The organism is Bacillus sp. XT-2, assembly GCF_025696525.1.
GTDB classification, from domain to species: domain Bacteria; phylum Bacillota; class Bacilli; order Bacillales; family Bacillaceae; genus Bacillus; species Bacillus halotolerans.
Window position 1 is genome coordinate 668,078 of record NZ_JAHVOC010000002.1, and the last position, 14,622, is coordinate 682,699.

General features: G+C 46.3%; 12 protein-coding genes. 10 read left to right on the forward strand and 2 right to left on the reverse strand.

Annotation, left to right across the window (positions count from 1 at the left end):
- Window positions 1-15: 15 nt before the first annotated feature.
- Both KXD37_RS09470 and KXD37_RS09475 read left to right on the forward strand, forming a co-directional pair.
- Entirely contained in the window at window positions 16-1,182 is a 1,167-nt protein-coding gene (locus KXD37_RS09470; RefSeq protein WP_254517886.1) for a DegT/DnrJ/EryC1/StrS family aminotransferase, read from the forward strand.
- Window positions 1,161-2,129, forward strand: a complete 969-nt coding sequence (locus KXD37_RS09475) for a polysaccharide pyruvyl transferase family protein (RefSeq protein ID WP_106019588.1) — start codon at window positions 1,161-1,163, stop codon at window positions 2,127-2,129. Before KXD37_RS09470 ends, KXD37_RS09475 begins: the two co-directional genes overlap by 22 nt.
- A gap of 9 nt (window positions 2,130-2,138) precedes the next feature.
- Here KXD37_RS09475 and yvfG read toward each other — a convergent pair whose 3' ends face one another.
- Window positions 2,139-2,357 carry a protein YvfG gene (gene yvfG, locus KXD37_RS09480; protein WP_024122922.1) on the reverse strand — a complete coding sequence of 73 codons (219 nt, stop codon included), beginning with the start codon at window positions 2,355-2,357 and terminating at the stop codon, window positions 2,139-2,141.
- A 78-nt stretch (window positions 2,358-2,435) separates the two neighbouring features.
- On the opposite strand from yvfG, the gene rpoN reads away from it, so the two are divergent.
- Window positions 2,436-3,746, forward strand: a complete 1,311-nt coding sequence (gene rpoN, locus KXD37_RS09485) for an RNA polymerase factor sigma-54 (RefSeq protein ID WP_127696458.1) — start codon at window positions 2,436-2,438, stop codon at window positions 3,744-3,746.
- Between the two features lie 26 nt (window positions 3,747-3,772).
- Here the strand turns inward: rpoN and lutP are convergent, their stop codons facing one another.
- Window positions 3,773-5,464 (reverse strand): L-lactate permease LutP, encoded by a 1,692-nt coding sequence (gene lutP, locus KXD37_RS09490; RefSeq protein ID WP_254517885.1) that lies wholly within the window; start codon window positions 5,462-5,464, stop codon window positions 3,773-3,775.
- A gap of 224 nt (window positions 5,465-5,688) precedes the next feature.
- Between lutP and lutR the strand changes: the two genes are divergently transcribed.
- The 7 genes from lutR (at window position 5,689) to KXD37_RS09525 (ending at window position 14,576) form a co-directional block, all read left to right on the forward strand.
- Window positions 5,689-6,411 carry an L-lactate utilization/bacilysin biosynthesis transcriptional regulator LutR gene (lutR, locus tag KXD37_RS09495; protein ID WP_024122919.1) on the forward strand — a complete coding sequence of 241 codons (723 nt, stop codon included), beginning with the start codon at window positions 5,689-5,691 and terminating at the stop codon, window positions 6,409-6,411.
- 172 nt (window positions 6,412-6,583) lie between these two features.
- Complete coding sequence (locus KXD37_RS09500) at window positions 6,584-7,576, forward strand: LacI family DNA-binding transcriptional regulator (protein WP_106019585.1); 993 nt, start codon at window positions 6,584-6,586, stop codon at window positions 7,574-7,576.
- Window positions 7,577-7,726: 150 nt separating this feature from the next.
- A complete protein-coding gene (locus tag KXD37_RS09505) occupies window positions 7,727-8,992 on the forward strand; it encodes an extracellular solute-binding protein (RefSeq protein ID WP_106019584.1) in 1,266 nt (421 codons plus the stop codon).
- 39 nt (window positions 8,993-9,031) lie between these two features.
- Window positions 9,032-10,288 (forward strand): arabinogalactan oligomer ABC transporter permease GanP, encoded by a 1,257-nt coding sequence (gene ganP, locus KXD37_RS09510; RefSeq protein WP_024122916.1) that lies wholly within the window; start codon window positions 9,032-9,034, stop codon window positions 10,286-10,288.
- Window positions 10,289-10,291: 3 nt separating this feature from the next.
- Window positions 10,292-11,143 (forward strand): arabinogalactan oligomer ABC transporter permease GanQ, encoded by an 852-nt coding sequence (gene ganQ / locus KXD37_RS09515; protein WP_263463496.1) that lies wholly within the window; start codon window positions 10,292-10,294, stop codon window positions 11,141-11,143.
- An 18-nt stretch (window positions 11,144-11,161) separates the two neighbouring features.
- Complete coding sequence (locus KXD37_RS09520; protein ID WP_263463507.1) at window positions 11,162-13,225, forward strand: beta-galactosidase; 2,064 nt, start codon at window positions 11,162-11,164, stop codon at window positions 13,223-13,225.
- Between the two features lie 64 nt (window positions 13,226-13,289).
- A complete protein-coding gene (locus KXD37_RS09525; protein ID WP_254517883.1) occupies window positions 13,290-14,576 on the forward strand; it encodes an arabinogalactan endo-1,4-beta-galactosidase in 1,287 nt (428 codons plus the stop codon).
- The last annotated feature ends 46 nt before the right edge of the window (window positions 14,577-14,622 follow it).

Here is a 14,622-nt window from a genome sequence, read left to right on the forward strand (position 1 = left end):
GCAAAGGATGGTTACATGCATAAAAAAATTTACTTATCCGCCCCTCATATGAGCGGCAGGGAGCAGCACTATATTTCAGAAGCCTTTCGCTCTAACTGGATTGCGCCGCTTGGGCCGCTTGTGAATACATTTGAAGAAAAACTGGCTGAACGAGTCGGCGCCAAAGGGGCGGCTGCGGTCAGCTCAGGCACCGCCGCGATTCATTTGGCGCTACGTTTGCTGGATGTAAAAGCGGGAGACATCGTGTTTTGTCCGTCCTTTACATTTGTGGCAACGGCAAACCCGATTTTATATGAAAAAGCGGTGCCTGTTTTTATAGATTCTGAGCCGGATACGTGGAATATGTCTCCGAAAGCACTTGAAAGAGCACTGGGGGAAGCGAAACGAAATGGAAATCCGCCAAAAGCGGTCATTGCCGTCAACCTGTACGGACAAAGCGCGAAAATGGATGAGATTGTAAGCCTGTGCGGCTTATACGGCGTGCCGGTCATTGAGGATGCGGCTGAATCCCTCGGTTCGGTCTATAAAGGGAAGCAGAGCGGGACATTCGGCCGTTTCGGCGTTTATTCATTTAATGGAAACAAAATCATTACCACTTCAGGAGGCGGGATGCTTGTATCAGACGATGAAGCCGCCATTGAAAAAGCAAGATTTCTCGCTTCACAGGCCCGCGATCCTGCTGTTCATTATCAGCACAGTGAAATCGGGCACAACTACAGATTGAGCAATATCCTTGCCGGAGTCGGCATTGCCCAGCTTGAGGTGCTGGATGAGCGGGTGGAGAAAAGACGGGAGATTTTTGCGAGGTACGAAAAAGCGCTTGGCAGCATAGATGGCGTTTGCTTTATGCCGGAATACTCGGAAGGCGTGTCCAACCGCTGGCTTACTGCACTCACGCTCGATAACGGGCTGATTCCATATGAGGTAGTTCAGCATCTTGCTGAAGAACAGATTGAAGCGAGACCGCTTTGGAAGCCGCTGCATACCCAGCCTCTGTTTACTTCGTCTGCATTTTATTCCCATTCAGATTCTGAAAGTGTGTGCGAAAACTTATTCAGGCGAGGGATCTGCCTCCCATCCGGAACAAATATGACCGAAGAAGATCAAGACCGAGTAATCGATGTGTTGTTACACTTATTCCAAACAACAGAGGTGAAGAGATGGACAGCAAGCATTCAATAATCAGCCTGAAGAAAAAACTGGCCGGGCTGCTCGAAATGATTCCGAAGCAATCCGAAATCATTTACGCCGACTATCCTCTATACGGAAATGTAGGGGATCTATTTATAATGAAAGGAACGGAAGCCTTTTTTAAAGAAAATGACATTCGGGTCAGAAACCGCTGGAATCCAGACAATTTCCCAATCGGGCGTAAGCTTGATCCGAATCTGATCATCGTCTGTCAGGGAGGCGGCAACTTCGGGGATTTATATCCGTACTATCAAGGATTTAGAGAGAAAATCGTTCAAACCTATCCGGACCACAAAATTGTCATCCTGCCGCAATCGATCTATTATCAGAATGAAGATAACTTAAAACGGACAGCTGACATTTTCTCTGCCCATTCAAATCTGCATATCATCACAAGGGAAAAAGCCTCCTATGCCACGGCACAGGCGTACTTTCAAAACAATCATATCAAGCTTTTGCCTGATATGGCCCACCAGCTGTTTCCCATCATTCCGACACAGCAGCCGACCGGCCAAAAGCTGAGATTTATCAGAACAGATCATGAAGCAAATGATGAGCTTCAAAGACATGCGCAAGCGGAAAGCTATGACTGGCGTACAGTGCTGTCAGCTTCAGACCGCCGGACAATCGCTTTTCTCCAAACGCTGAACGTCCTGAACAAAAAAGCGGGCAATCCTCTGCCGATCGCATTTATATGGAGAAAATACTCGGATTACATCGTCACCAAAGCCATTCGCTTTTTCAGCCGTTACAAATCGGTGGAAACGTCAAGGCTGCACGGCCATATTTTGTCTTCTCTTCTTCAAAAAGAAAACACGGTCATTGATAATTCCTACGGAAAAAACGCCAATTACTATCATACTTGGATGGAGGGAGTGCCAAATACTCAAATCATTCGGGACGCCTCAAAGAAGGAAAACCTTCCTGCTCACATGTGAGCGGAAGGTTTATTTTGATTCTCCGCGTTTTACTTTGTTGTAGGCTTCATCTAAATGCTGAATCCGCTTCAGGACAACTGAGTTTTTTGTCAGCTGATCCTGCACAAGTGTTGAGACCACAGAACGGTAGTAGCTGTTCATTGCGTGGATCTTATCCTCAGACGGGTTCATTTCAATATGCTGCTTTAAGTTTTCAATAAAATACGGTACAGAAAAAAGTTCAGACATTTCTTTGGCAGCTCCTTTTTCATAAATGTATACGGTGTCATCCCAATCATGTACAATGAAGAAAGGGGAGTGAGCAAGATGGATATGAAACTTCAGCAAGTACAAGTACTAAAGCCTCAACTGACACAGGAGCTCAGGCAGGCCATCACGCTGCTTGGCTATCATTCGGCGGAACTGGCCGAATACATTGATGAGCTCTCACTGGAAAACCCTCTTATTGAACGAAAGGAAACAGACACACCGCCACTATCTTACCATAAAACAAGCAAAAACAGGATCAGCAGGCAGGAGACGGGCCTTCAATTAAGCAATCCGCAAAAAACACTGCAGGATGTCCTCAAACAGCAGTCGCTGGATATGAATCTGTCTAACACTGAAAAAAAGATTTTTAATTATCTGATACATTCGCTTGATTCAAACGGATATCTGGAGGAAGATGTGGAGGAGGCAGCCCGGCGCCTGTCTGTTTCGGCAGAGGAAGCGGAAGCGGTGCTGAGAAAACTTCAGTCGCTTGAACCAGCGGGAATCGGCGCAAGATCTCTTCAAGAGTGTATTCTGCTGCAATTACAGCGTCTTCCGAACAGAAATAAACAGGCGGAACTGCTTGTTTCAGAACACTTTGATGTATTTGCGCAAAAAAACTGGAAAGCGCTTTCAAAAGAAACTGGAATCCCGCTTCACGCGATTCAGGACATTTCTGATAAAATTGCTGCGCTTCACCCAAGACCCGGCCTTCTGTTTGCCAGTCCGGAGCAGGATATGTATATTGAACCTGACATTTTCATCATCGTTAAAAACGGCCAGATCACAGCGGAACTGAACAGCCGCTCGTTCCCGGAGATTGAGCTGCATCCGCAGTACAGGCCGCTTCTATCGTCGGGCGCCTGTCAGGATACGGTTTCCTATTTATCTGCGAAATATCAGGAGTGGCGCTGGCTGAGCCGCGCGCTGAGGCAGCGGAAGCAGACGATCACCAGAATTGTAAATGAGCTGACCGCACGTCAAAAAGATTTTTTCCTGAAAGGGCGGAGCGCCATGAAGCCGCTGACACTGAGAGAGGTGGCGGATTGTCTGGGCCTGCATGAATCAACCATCAGCCGGGCCATTAAAGGGAAAACGATACAAACGCCTTACGGATTGTTTGAGATGAAGATGTTCTTCTCAGGAAAAGCAGAGGCCTCTGGGGATGGCGATACATCCAACTATGCGGTCAAAACGCATCTTCAAGCATTGATTCAGCAAGAGGATAAAACAAAACCCCTCTCAGATCAAAAGCTTGCCGACCTGTTATATGAACAGCATCGCATCCAAATCTCCAGACGCACAGTGGCGAAATACCGCGATCAATTGAACATTCCGTCATCGGCAGCAAGAAAACGGTACAAATAAAATCCTCCCTGTAAGGGAGGATTTTTTTACGGGATCATCCAGCTGAAAAACTGGTGCTGCAAAAAGGTGATGATACAGACGAGCAGCAGCAAAAACAAGCTGTGCTTGATCGTAAAGCGGAAAAGATCCGACTCCTTCCCGGCGAGTCCGACTGCCGCACACGCGACCGCGATTGACTGCGGGGAAATCATTTTGCCGGTGACGCCGCCTGATGAATTGGCCGCGACCGATAGGACAGGGTCCATTCCGACCGATAAGGCCGTTACTTTCTGCAGGTTTCCAAACAGCAGGTTAGCCGACGTATCCGAGCCGGTAATAAAGACGCCGAGCCAGCCGAGAACCGGCGAAAAGAAGGTAAACATCGAGCCTGTCAGCGCCAGCGTCATGCCGAGCGTCGTGCTCATTCCCGAGGAGTTGGTGACATATGCAAAACCAACGACCGAGGCGATCGTTAAAATCGGAAACTTCAATTCCTTCAGTGTTTCGCTAAAAACAGCTCCCCAGTCTTTCCACGAAATGGACGTGATGAATTTTGACAGCACTGCGGCAATTAAAATCGCGGAGCCTGCCGAACCGAGCACCTCAAGCTTATAAACCGCTTCAATCGGAGTGCCGTCAGCATTGACGATCTGTTTGTTCAAAAAAGGCACCCCAGGAGCAAAAGTCAGCTGTTCTCCAATCACATTCAGCCATTTTAAGACAATGGCTGTGCCTTCATAATGCCCTGTCAGCGCGGATTTGACCGAAGGAATGCCCCAAACAGAAATCATCACCGTCAGCAGCAGAAACGGCGACCAGGCCTTAAAAATCTGCCCGCCGGTGTAAGCCGGTGCATCAGGGTGCAGTTTTGCCGTTTCAATCGCGGCGGCCGATTCCCGCTCCCCCGCAAACCGGAATGTCTTCTTCGGCTTCCACCATTTCAAAAACACAGCTAGCGCAGCCATCGACACTAGCGCCGACAAAACATCCGGCAGCTCCGGCCCCAGAAAGTTGGAACTGAGATACTGAACAGCGGCAAAGGAAACACCGGAAACAAGAATCGCCGGCCATACCTCAAAGGCTTTCCTGAATCCGCTCATAATGATAATTAAATAAAGAGGAATAAATACAGATAAAAACGGCAGCTGCCGCCCGACCATTTGAGAAATCTCCATCGCCGGAATCCCTGTCGGCCCTTCTACAGCTGTAATCGGAATCCCAATCGCCCCAAAGGCTACTGGTGCCGTATTGGCAATCAAACAGATCCCCGCCGCATAAAGAGGGTTAAAACCGAGGCCGACAAGCAGTGCGGCCGAAATCGCGACCGGCGCCCCGAAGCCCGCCGCTCCTTCTAAAAAAGCCCCGAATGAGAAAGCGATCAGCAGCGCCTGAAGCCGGCGGTCATCGGTAATGGAGAGAACAGAGCTGCGAATAATATCAAACTGTCCCGTTTTGACAGTGATTTTATACAAAAAAACAGACGTCACAATGATCCAGCCGATTGGCAGAATGCCGTATACGGCTCCTTGTGTAGCGGACATCAGCGCTTTTTCCGCCGGCATCCCGTAAATCAATACAGCAATCAGCAGCGCGATTCCCAAGGTGGACAATCCCGCTGTATACCCCTTCATTCGTTTAATTGCGAGTGCCCAGAAAAAGAAAATAATCGGTACAAGTGCGGCAAGCGCAGATAAAAGCAAATTTCCCCCTATAGGCGTATATGCCTGTGTCCATTGCATCCCAAACCCCTCCTTCAAACATAACTGGCTATGTGTAAGCGGTTTCTAAAGATGATATGATCATCTGATGACTAGATAATAAGACCAGTTACCTAGCATTATATTTTGAAAAAAATCAAAGTACAAGACTTTTTGACGAAATTGTCTAAATCTTTTGGCGGCGCCCAAAAGGGAGTATAATAGATCGTAAACAGCCAGACCTACAAGTTGCGGGGTGAATTGCATTGAAATATAAACAGATTAAAACAAAAAAGATATATGAAGAAGTAGCGGATGCATTATTAGATATGATCAAAACCGGCCAACTGAAGCCGGGGGATAAACTTGACTCCGTTCAGGCGCTTTCCGAAAGCTTTCAAGTCAGCCGTTCAGCGGTGCGCGAAGCGCTTTCCGCATTAAAAGCGATGGGGCTTGTCGAAATGAAACAGGGAGAAGGCACCTATCTGAAGGAGTTTGAACCTGATCAAATTTCTCAGCCTCTGTCAGCCGCCCTTTTAATGAAAAAAGAAGATGTCAAACAGCTGCTCGAGGTCAGAAAGCTGCTTGAAATCGGCGTGGCTTCATTAGCTGCCGAAAAACGGACAGAAGAGAATCTCCAAAGCATTCATGCGGCGTTAAAGGAAATGGGGGAGATCGAAGCAGACGGGGAGCTAGGTGAAAAAGCAGACTTCGCCTTTCATTTGGCACTCGCTGACGCTTCACAAAACGATCTGCTCAAACATCTGATGAATCACGTATCATCATTGCTGCTGGAAACGATGAGAGAAACGCGGAAAATCTGGCTGTTTTCCAAGAAGACCTCGGTACAGCGGCTTTATGAGGAGCATGAACGGATTTATAATGCCGTGGCTGCCCAAGACGGAGCACAGGCGGAAGAAGCGATGCTGGCACACTTGACGAATGTGGAAGATGTCCTTTCGGGATATTTTGAGGAAAACGTGCAATAACCGACTCATTTCCCGGGCAATTCTGCCGGTGCATACACACAACCAAGACTGAGCTGTAATGGTTCAGTCTTATTTACATTGTGCGGCTGACACAGCTTGACATTTACGAAAAAGAAAGTAAAATATTTTACTAAAACGAACACTGGCATGTTTGAAAATGGAGGCAGATATAATGGCGACAATTAAAGATATCGCACAAGCCGCGGGATTTTCGATTTCAACCGTTTCCCGTGTTTTAAATAACGATGAGAGCCTTTCTGTACCGGACGAGACGCGTGAAAAGATATATGAAGCCGCGGAGAAACTTAATTATCGCAAGAAAACTGTAAGGCCGCTGGTGAAACACATCGCTTTTTTATATTGGCTGACAGATCAAGAGGAGCTGGAAGATGTCTATTTCAAAACAATGAGATTAGAAGTAGAGAAATTGGCGAAAACCTTCAATGTCGACATGACGACCTATAAAATAACGGACGGTATTGAATGCATTCCAGCTCATACAGAAGGTTTTATTGCCGTGGGCACCTTTTCTGATAAAGAATTAGCGTTTCTCAGAAATCTGACGGAGAACGGCGTTTTTATTGACTCTTCCCCTGATCCCGACCATTTTGATTCGGTAAGGCCGGACTTAGCGCAAATGACGAAGAGAACGGTAAACATCCTAGTTGAAAAAGGGCATAAGAATATCGGATTTATTGGCGGCACGTACAAAAATCCGAACACGAATCAAGATGAAATGGATATTCGTGAAAAAACGTTCCGATCCTATATGCAGGAAAAAGGGATGCTGGACGAGCGCTATATTTTATGCCACCGCAGCTTCTCCGTCGAAAATGGCTACCGCCTGATGACTAAAGCGATTGAAGCATTGGGTGATCAGCTTCCGACCGCCTTTTTTATCGCGGCAGACCCGATTGCGGTCGGCTGTCTGCAGGCCCTGAATGAAAAAGGAATCGCGATACCAAACAGAGTGAGCGTCGTGAGCATCAATAACATCAGCTTTGCCAAGTACGTCTCTCCGCCGCTGACGACCTTTCATATTGATATCAAGGAACTATGTAAAAACGCTGTGGAATTATTGCTTGAGCAAGTGCTGGAAAAGCGGAAAACGGTTAAAACGTTATATATGGGAGCTGAATTAATCGTCAGAAAGAGCATGAATTAAATCGTATTTCAAAATGGCTTAGTATTCTAAGTCATTTTTTGTTTGGTAAAAAAATTTACTTACAAGAGTAAATAGTTTGTTTACACATTTTCTTAGTCATGCTATATTATTTTTAAAGCGCTTTCATCTAATACGGAAGGGTGACAATTGATGAAAATGATAAAAAAGTACGCCGGTGTCATGCTCTGCGCGGCTGTCAGTTTATCTTTAGCCGCCTGCGGACCGCAGGAAAGCAGCAGCGAAAAAACAAGTTCAAAGGGCTCAGAGCTTGTCGTGTGGGAGGATAAAGAAAAAAGCATCGGCATTAAAGACGCTGTTGCCGAATTTGAAAAAGAACATGATGTAAAGGTCAAAGTTGTTGAAAAACCTTATGCCCAGCAGATTGAAGATTTGCGTATGGACGGCCCGGCCGGCACAGGGCCTGACGTGTTAACAATGCCCGGTGACCAGATCGGAACGGCTGTCACAGAGGGATTAATCAAAGAATTAAACGTCGAAAAGGATGTTCAATCGCTCTACACAGACGCATCCATTCAGTCTCAAATGGTGGATCAGAAGCTTTATGGCCTACCTAAAGCCGTCGAAACAACAGTGCTTTTTTATAACAAAGATCTCATCTCAAAGGACGAATTGCCGCAAACGCTGGAAGAGTGGTACGACTACTCTAAAAAAACGGCTGATGGCAGCAAATTTGGATTTTTAGCCTTATTTGATCAAATTTATTACGCGCAAAGTGTCATGGGCGGGTACGGCGGATATATCTTTGGAAAGGATAAGGATGGAAACGATGATCCGTCTGATCTTGGAATCAATAATGAAGGCGCTGTCAAAGGTGCTGAGCTGATTCAGAAGTTTTATCAAGACGGCTTATTCCCGGCTGGCATTGTCGGAGAGCAGGGAATCAATGTACTCGAATCACTGTTTACAGAAGGAAAGGCTGCTGCGATTATCTCAGGCCCGTGGAATGTAGAAGCCTTTTCGAAAGCGGGAATTGATTATGGCATCACCAAGCTTCCGAAGCTGGAAAACGGCAAAAACATGAGCTCCTTTATCGGCGTCAAAAGCTACAATGTCAGCGCATTTTCAAAACATGCAGAGCTGGCGCAAGAGTTAGCCGTTTTTCTGACAAATGAAACGAATTCCAAAAAACGATATGAACAAACGAAAGAAGTTCCGGCCGTTCAATCATTAGCGAGTGACAAGGCGATCATGAAAAGCGAAGCGGCACGGGCGGTCACCGAACAATCCCGCTTCTCAGAGCAGACGCCGAATATACCGGAAATGAATGAAATATGGACCCCGGCTGATTCGGCATTACAAACGATTGCAACAGGAAAAGCGGACCCGAAAAAAGCCTTAGATCAGGCTGCCGAAACAGCCAAAGGGCAGATGAAGGCAAAGCATAGCGGAACATAAAGAGAAAAGTAGATTTGTATTGTAAGAGAGGTGAAAACGGTGCAGCATCGTAAAGTCGCTTTGTTATTGTCAATCATTCCGGGCCTTGGTCAATTCTACAACAAACAATGGATTAAAGGCCTCCTGTTTCTCCTTTTGGGCGCATCGTTTTTTGCGGTATTTGGAGATTTGCTGAATATGGGGCTTTGGGGAATCTTTACGCTGGGAACAGAGGTGCCGCGGGATAACTCGGTGTTTCTGCTGGCGGAAGGCATTATCGCTGTCATTGTGACATGCTTTGGACTTGCGGTATATTATGTGAATTTGCGAGACGCTTATCAAAGCGGAAAACGCCGTGATGAAAAGAGGCCCTTGAGCTCTCTCAAGGAACAATATCAAAATATCGTCGCTCAGGGCTATCCATATGTCGTCAGCGGACCATCTCTGTTTATTTTAGTTTTCGCGGTGATTTTTCCCATCTTATTCAGCTTTGCCTTAGCTTTTACAAACTATGATTTATATCATTCTCCTCCTGCTAAATTAGTAGATTGGGTTGGTTTTCAAACCTTCACTGATATTTTTACTGTCGATATTTGGCGCTCGACCTTTTTTGATGTGCTGGCTTGGACGGTGGTGTGGACGCTTTGTGCTTCCACTCTGCAAGTCAGTCTGGGGATATGGCTGGCGATCATTGTGAATCAGAAAGACATCCGGTTTAAACGGTTTTTCCGGACTATTTTGATTTTGCCATGGGCTGTTCCCGGATTTGTCACGATTTTAATTTTTGCAGGTTTGTTTAACGATAGTTTCGGCGCAATGAATCATGACATCTTGGCTTTCTTTGGCATTGATCCGCTTCCGTGGATGACAGATGCGAATTGGTCGAGGCTGGCGCTGATCCTCATGCAAGGCTGGCTTGGTTTTCCGTATATCTTCCTTGTTTCAACGGGTGTTTTGCAATCGATTCCTGAAGATCTTTATGAAGCGGCGACAATTGATGGTGCTTCCATCTTCTCAAAGCTGAGATACATCACGCTCCCGATGGTGTTCATTGCGATGGCTCCGATTATCATTACGCAGTTCACATTTAATTTTAATAACTTCAATATTATTTATCTTTTCAATGGAGGCGGTCCGGCTGTTGCGGGATCAACAGCCGGCGGAACAGATATCCTCGTATCGTGGATTTATAAATTGACGATGCAGTCCAGCCAATATTCCCTTGCGGCTGCTTTAACCATTTTATTGTCTGTGTTTGTGATTGCCATTGCATTGTGGCAATTCAGACAGACGAAGTCTTTTAAAGAGGAGGGCTGAGACATGCTGGCAGATATGAAGGTCAGAAAATTTATGCGGCTCCTTTTCTCTTACTTGTTTTTAGCCTGCATGGCGGCCATCATTGTGTATCCTCTCCTTTGGACGGCAGGCGCCAGCTTTAATCCCGGCAACAGTTTAATCAGTACATCCCTCATTCCGAAGAATCCGACATTTGACCACTACAAAGAATTATTTGCGGGCAAAGAAAGCCTTCAATATGTGCAGTGGTATATCAATTCGATAAAAATCAGCCTGTTTACGATGGCTGGCTCACTGATCTGTGTGACGTTTACGGCTTATGCGTTTTCCCGCTTTCGGTTTAAAGGGAGGAAATACGCATTAACGCTCTTTTTATTGCTGCAAATGATTCCTCAGTTTTCTGCATTGATCGCCTTGTTTGTGCTGGCTCAAATGTTAGGAATGATCAACAGCCATTGGCTGCTGATCCTGCTTTATATCGGCGGCCTGATCCCGATGAATACGTACTTGATGAAAGGATATATGGATTCCATTCCGATTGATTTAGACGAAAGCGCAAAGATTGACGGGGCAAGCAGCACGAGGATCTTTTTGCAGATCATCCTGCCTTTGTCAAAACCGATGGCGGCAGTGGTTGCGATGAATGGATTTACCGGCCCGCTCGGAGATTTTGTTTTATCATCAACGATATTGAGAACGCCTGAATCATATACATTGCCCGTAGGCTTATTCAATTTAGTTAATGATGTCATGGGAGCAAGCTATACGACATTTGCGGCGGGTGCCTTGCTCATCAGCATTCCGGTTGCCGTCATCTTTATCATGCTGCAAAAGAATTTTGTGTCCGGATTAACCGCAGGCGGAACGAAAGGATAAGAGAATAAGGGGGAGAAAATCATGTCAAAGCTTGAAAAAAAGCACGTTACAAAAGCGAAGTTTATGCTCCACGGAGGAGACTACAACCCTGATCAATGGCTGGATCGGCCGGATATTTTAGCCGACGATATAAAGCTGATGAAGCTTTCCCATACCAATACGTTTTCTGTCGGCATTTTTGCATGGAGTGCGCTTGAGCCGGAGGAAGGTGTATATCAATTTGAATGGCTTGATGATGTTTTTGACCGTATCCACAGTATCGGCGGCCGTGTCATTTTAGCAACGCCGAGCGGAGCGCGTCCTGCCTGGCTGTCGCAAACCTACCCTGAGGTGCTGCGGGTCAATGCCTCCAGAGTGAAACAGCTGCACGGCGGACGGCATAACCACTGCCTGACGTCCAAGGTCTATCGTGAAAAAACGCGGCACATCAACCGTTTATTAGCAGAAAGATACCGCGGACATCCGGCGCTTTTCATGTGGCATATTTCCAACGAATATGGAGGAGAATGCCACTGTGACCAATGTCAGCACGCTTTCAGAGAGTGGCTGAAAACGAAATATGACAATAGTCTCAAGGTATTAAATAAGGCGTGGTGGACGCCGTTTTGGAGTCATACATTTAATGACTGGTCACAAATTGAAAGCCCTTCCCCGATTGGAGAAAATGGCTTGCACGGCCTGAACTTAGACTGGCGCCGGTTTGTCACGGATCAAACCATTTCCTTTTATGAAAATGAAATCGTACCGCTGAAAGAGCTGACGCCGGACATTCCGATAACAACGAATTTTATGGGTGATACACCAGATTTAATTCCTTATCAGGGTCTCGACTACAGCAAATTTGCAAAGCATGTGGATGTTATCAGCTGGGACGCTTATCCTGTGTGGCACAATGATTGGGAAAGCACAGCAGATTTGGCGATGAAGGTCGGCTTTATCAATGATCTGTACAGAAGCCTGAAGCAGCAGCCCTTTCTATTAATGGAGTGTACGCCTAGCGCTGTCAATTGGCATAACGTAAACAAAGCAAAACGCCCGGGCATGAACCTGCTTTCATCTATGCAAATGATTGCCCACGGGTCAGACAGCGTCCTCTATTTCCAATTTCGAAAATCACGAGGATCATCGGAAAAACTGCATGGGGCGATTGTGGATCATGACAACAGCACAAAGAACCGCGTCTTTCAAGAAGTGGCAAAAGTCGGGGAGACATTGGAACAGCTGTCTGAAGTCGTTGGAACGAAGAGACCGTCTGAAGCTGCTATTTTGTATGATTGGGAAAATAATTGGGCGCTTGAGGACGCTCAGGGATTTGCAAAAGCGACAAAGCGTTATCCGCAAACACTGCAGCAGCATTACCGCACATTCTGGGAACAGGATATCCCGGTCGACGTCATTACAAAAGAACACGATTTTTCAGCGTATAAGCTGCTGATCGTCCCCATGCTGTATGTAATCAGTGAAGAAACCATTTCGCGATTAAAGAAGTTTACGGCTAACGGCGGAACCTTGGTGATGACCTATATCAGCGGAATCGTCAACGAGCATGACTTAACGTACACAGGCGGCTGGCACCCAGACTTGCAAACGATATTTGGAATTGAGCCGCTCGAAACAGATACGCTGTATCCGAAAGACCGAAATGCCGTCAGCTACCGCAATCAAACGTATGAAATGAAAGATTATGCAACGGTGATCGAATTGAAAGCCGCAACGGCAGAGGGTGTGTATCAGGATGACTTTTATGCGCATACCCCTGCGGTTACAAGCCATCAATATGAACAAGGAAAAGCGTATTTTATCGGCGCGCGTTTAGAGGATCAATTTCACCAGGATTTTTATCAAAGTTTGATAAAAGAACTGTCTTTGTCTCCGGTTTTTCCGGTTAAGCATGGTAAAGGCGTCTCCGTACAGGCGAGACAGGATCAGCACAATGACTATATCTTCATCATGAATTTTACGGAACAACAGCAGCTGGTTTCGTTTGATAAGCGTGTGAAGGATATCGTTACTGGTGAAATGCTTTCAGGAGACCTGATCTTGGAAAAATATGAAGTGAGAATTGTCGTGAACTCACATTGAGGTGTGCCTCAGCTCTATATGGGCGGGGTCTTTTTTGAAATCGCTTACGTGAGAGGGTGGAAATATGAAAAGCAGAATCATCGTGCTGTTAGCCGCTGTCATCGTCTGGAGCGGGATCGGAAGTTCGACGGGATATGCCGCCGCAGAGGGGGAGAAATATGTGTCAGAGCTTCAGGCAAATGCCCTTTTTGTTAAAAAGGTAGCGGGCATGAACAAGGACTTTATCAAGGGAGTTGACGTGTCGAGCATTATTGCTTTAGAAAACAGCGGTGTAACCTTTTACAATGCAAGCGGGAAACGTCAGGACATCTTTACAACCTTAAAGCAAGCAGGCGTCAACTATGTCCGCGTCCGCATTTGGAATGATCCGTATAACGCTTATGGCAATGGTTATGGGGGAGGCAATAATGATGTTCAAAAAGCCATCCAAATCGGAAAAAGAGCAACCGCGAACGAGATGAAGCTGCTGGCAGACTTTCATTACTCCGATTTCTGGGCAGATCCTGCAAAACAGAAGGTGCCAAAGGCTTGGGCGAACTTAAGCTTCGAAGCTAAGAAAGCGAAGCTCTATGAATTTACAAAACAAAGTCTGCAAGCCATGGTCAAGGAAGGCATTGATATCGGTATGGTACAGGTCGGAAACGAAACAACAGGAGCATTTGCCGGTGAAACGGATTGGAAGAAGATGAGTCAATTATTCAATGAAGGAAGCCGGGCAGTCAGGGAAACAAATCGTGACATATTGGTCGCGCTGCATTTCACCAACCCAGAAACGTCAGGACGATATTCATATATTGCTGAAACCCTCAACAAAAACAAAGTCGATTATGATGTATTTGCCAGCTCATATTATCCATTCTGGCACGGTACGTTACACAATTTGTCCTCCGTGCTGAAAGCTGTTGCGGATACGTACGGCAAAAAAGTCATGGTGGCGGAAACGTCATACACCTATACGGCTGAAGACGGAGACGGACATGAAAACACAGCGCCTAAAAGCGGTCAGACGCTGCCATACCCGATTTCAGTGCAAGGCCAGGCAAATGCCGTAAGAGATGTGATGGACGCAGTGGCAAAGACAGGAACAGCCGGATTGGGCGTTTTTTATTGGGAGCCTGCGTGGATTCCGGTCGGCCCGAAGACGCAATTGGAGAAAAATAAAACGATATGGGAAACATATGGTTCCGGATGGGCCTCCAGCTATGCAGCCGAATACGATCCTGAAGACGCAGGTAAGTGGTATGGAGGAAGTGCAGTGGATAATCAAGCTTTGTTTGATTTCAACGGACATCCGCTGCCGTCCTTACAGGTATTCAAATACGCGGAAACAGGTCATATCCCGAAAAAATAATGAAAATCCATGAGGTGTAACAACGCATTGTTATCTCTCATGGATT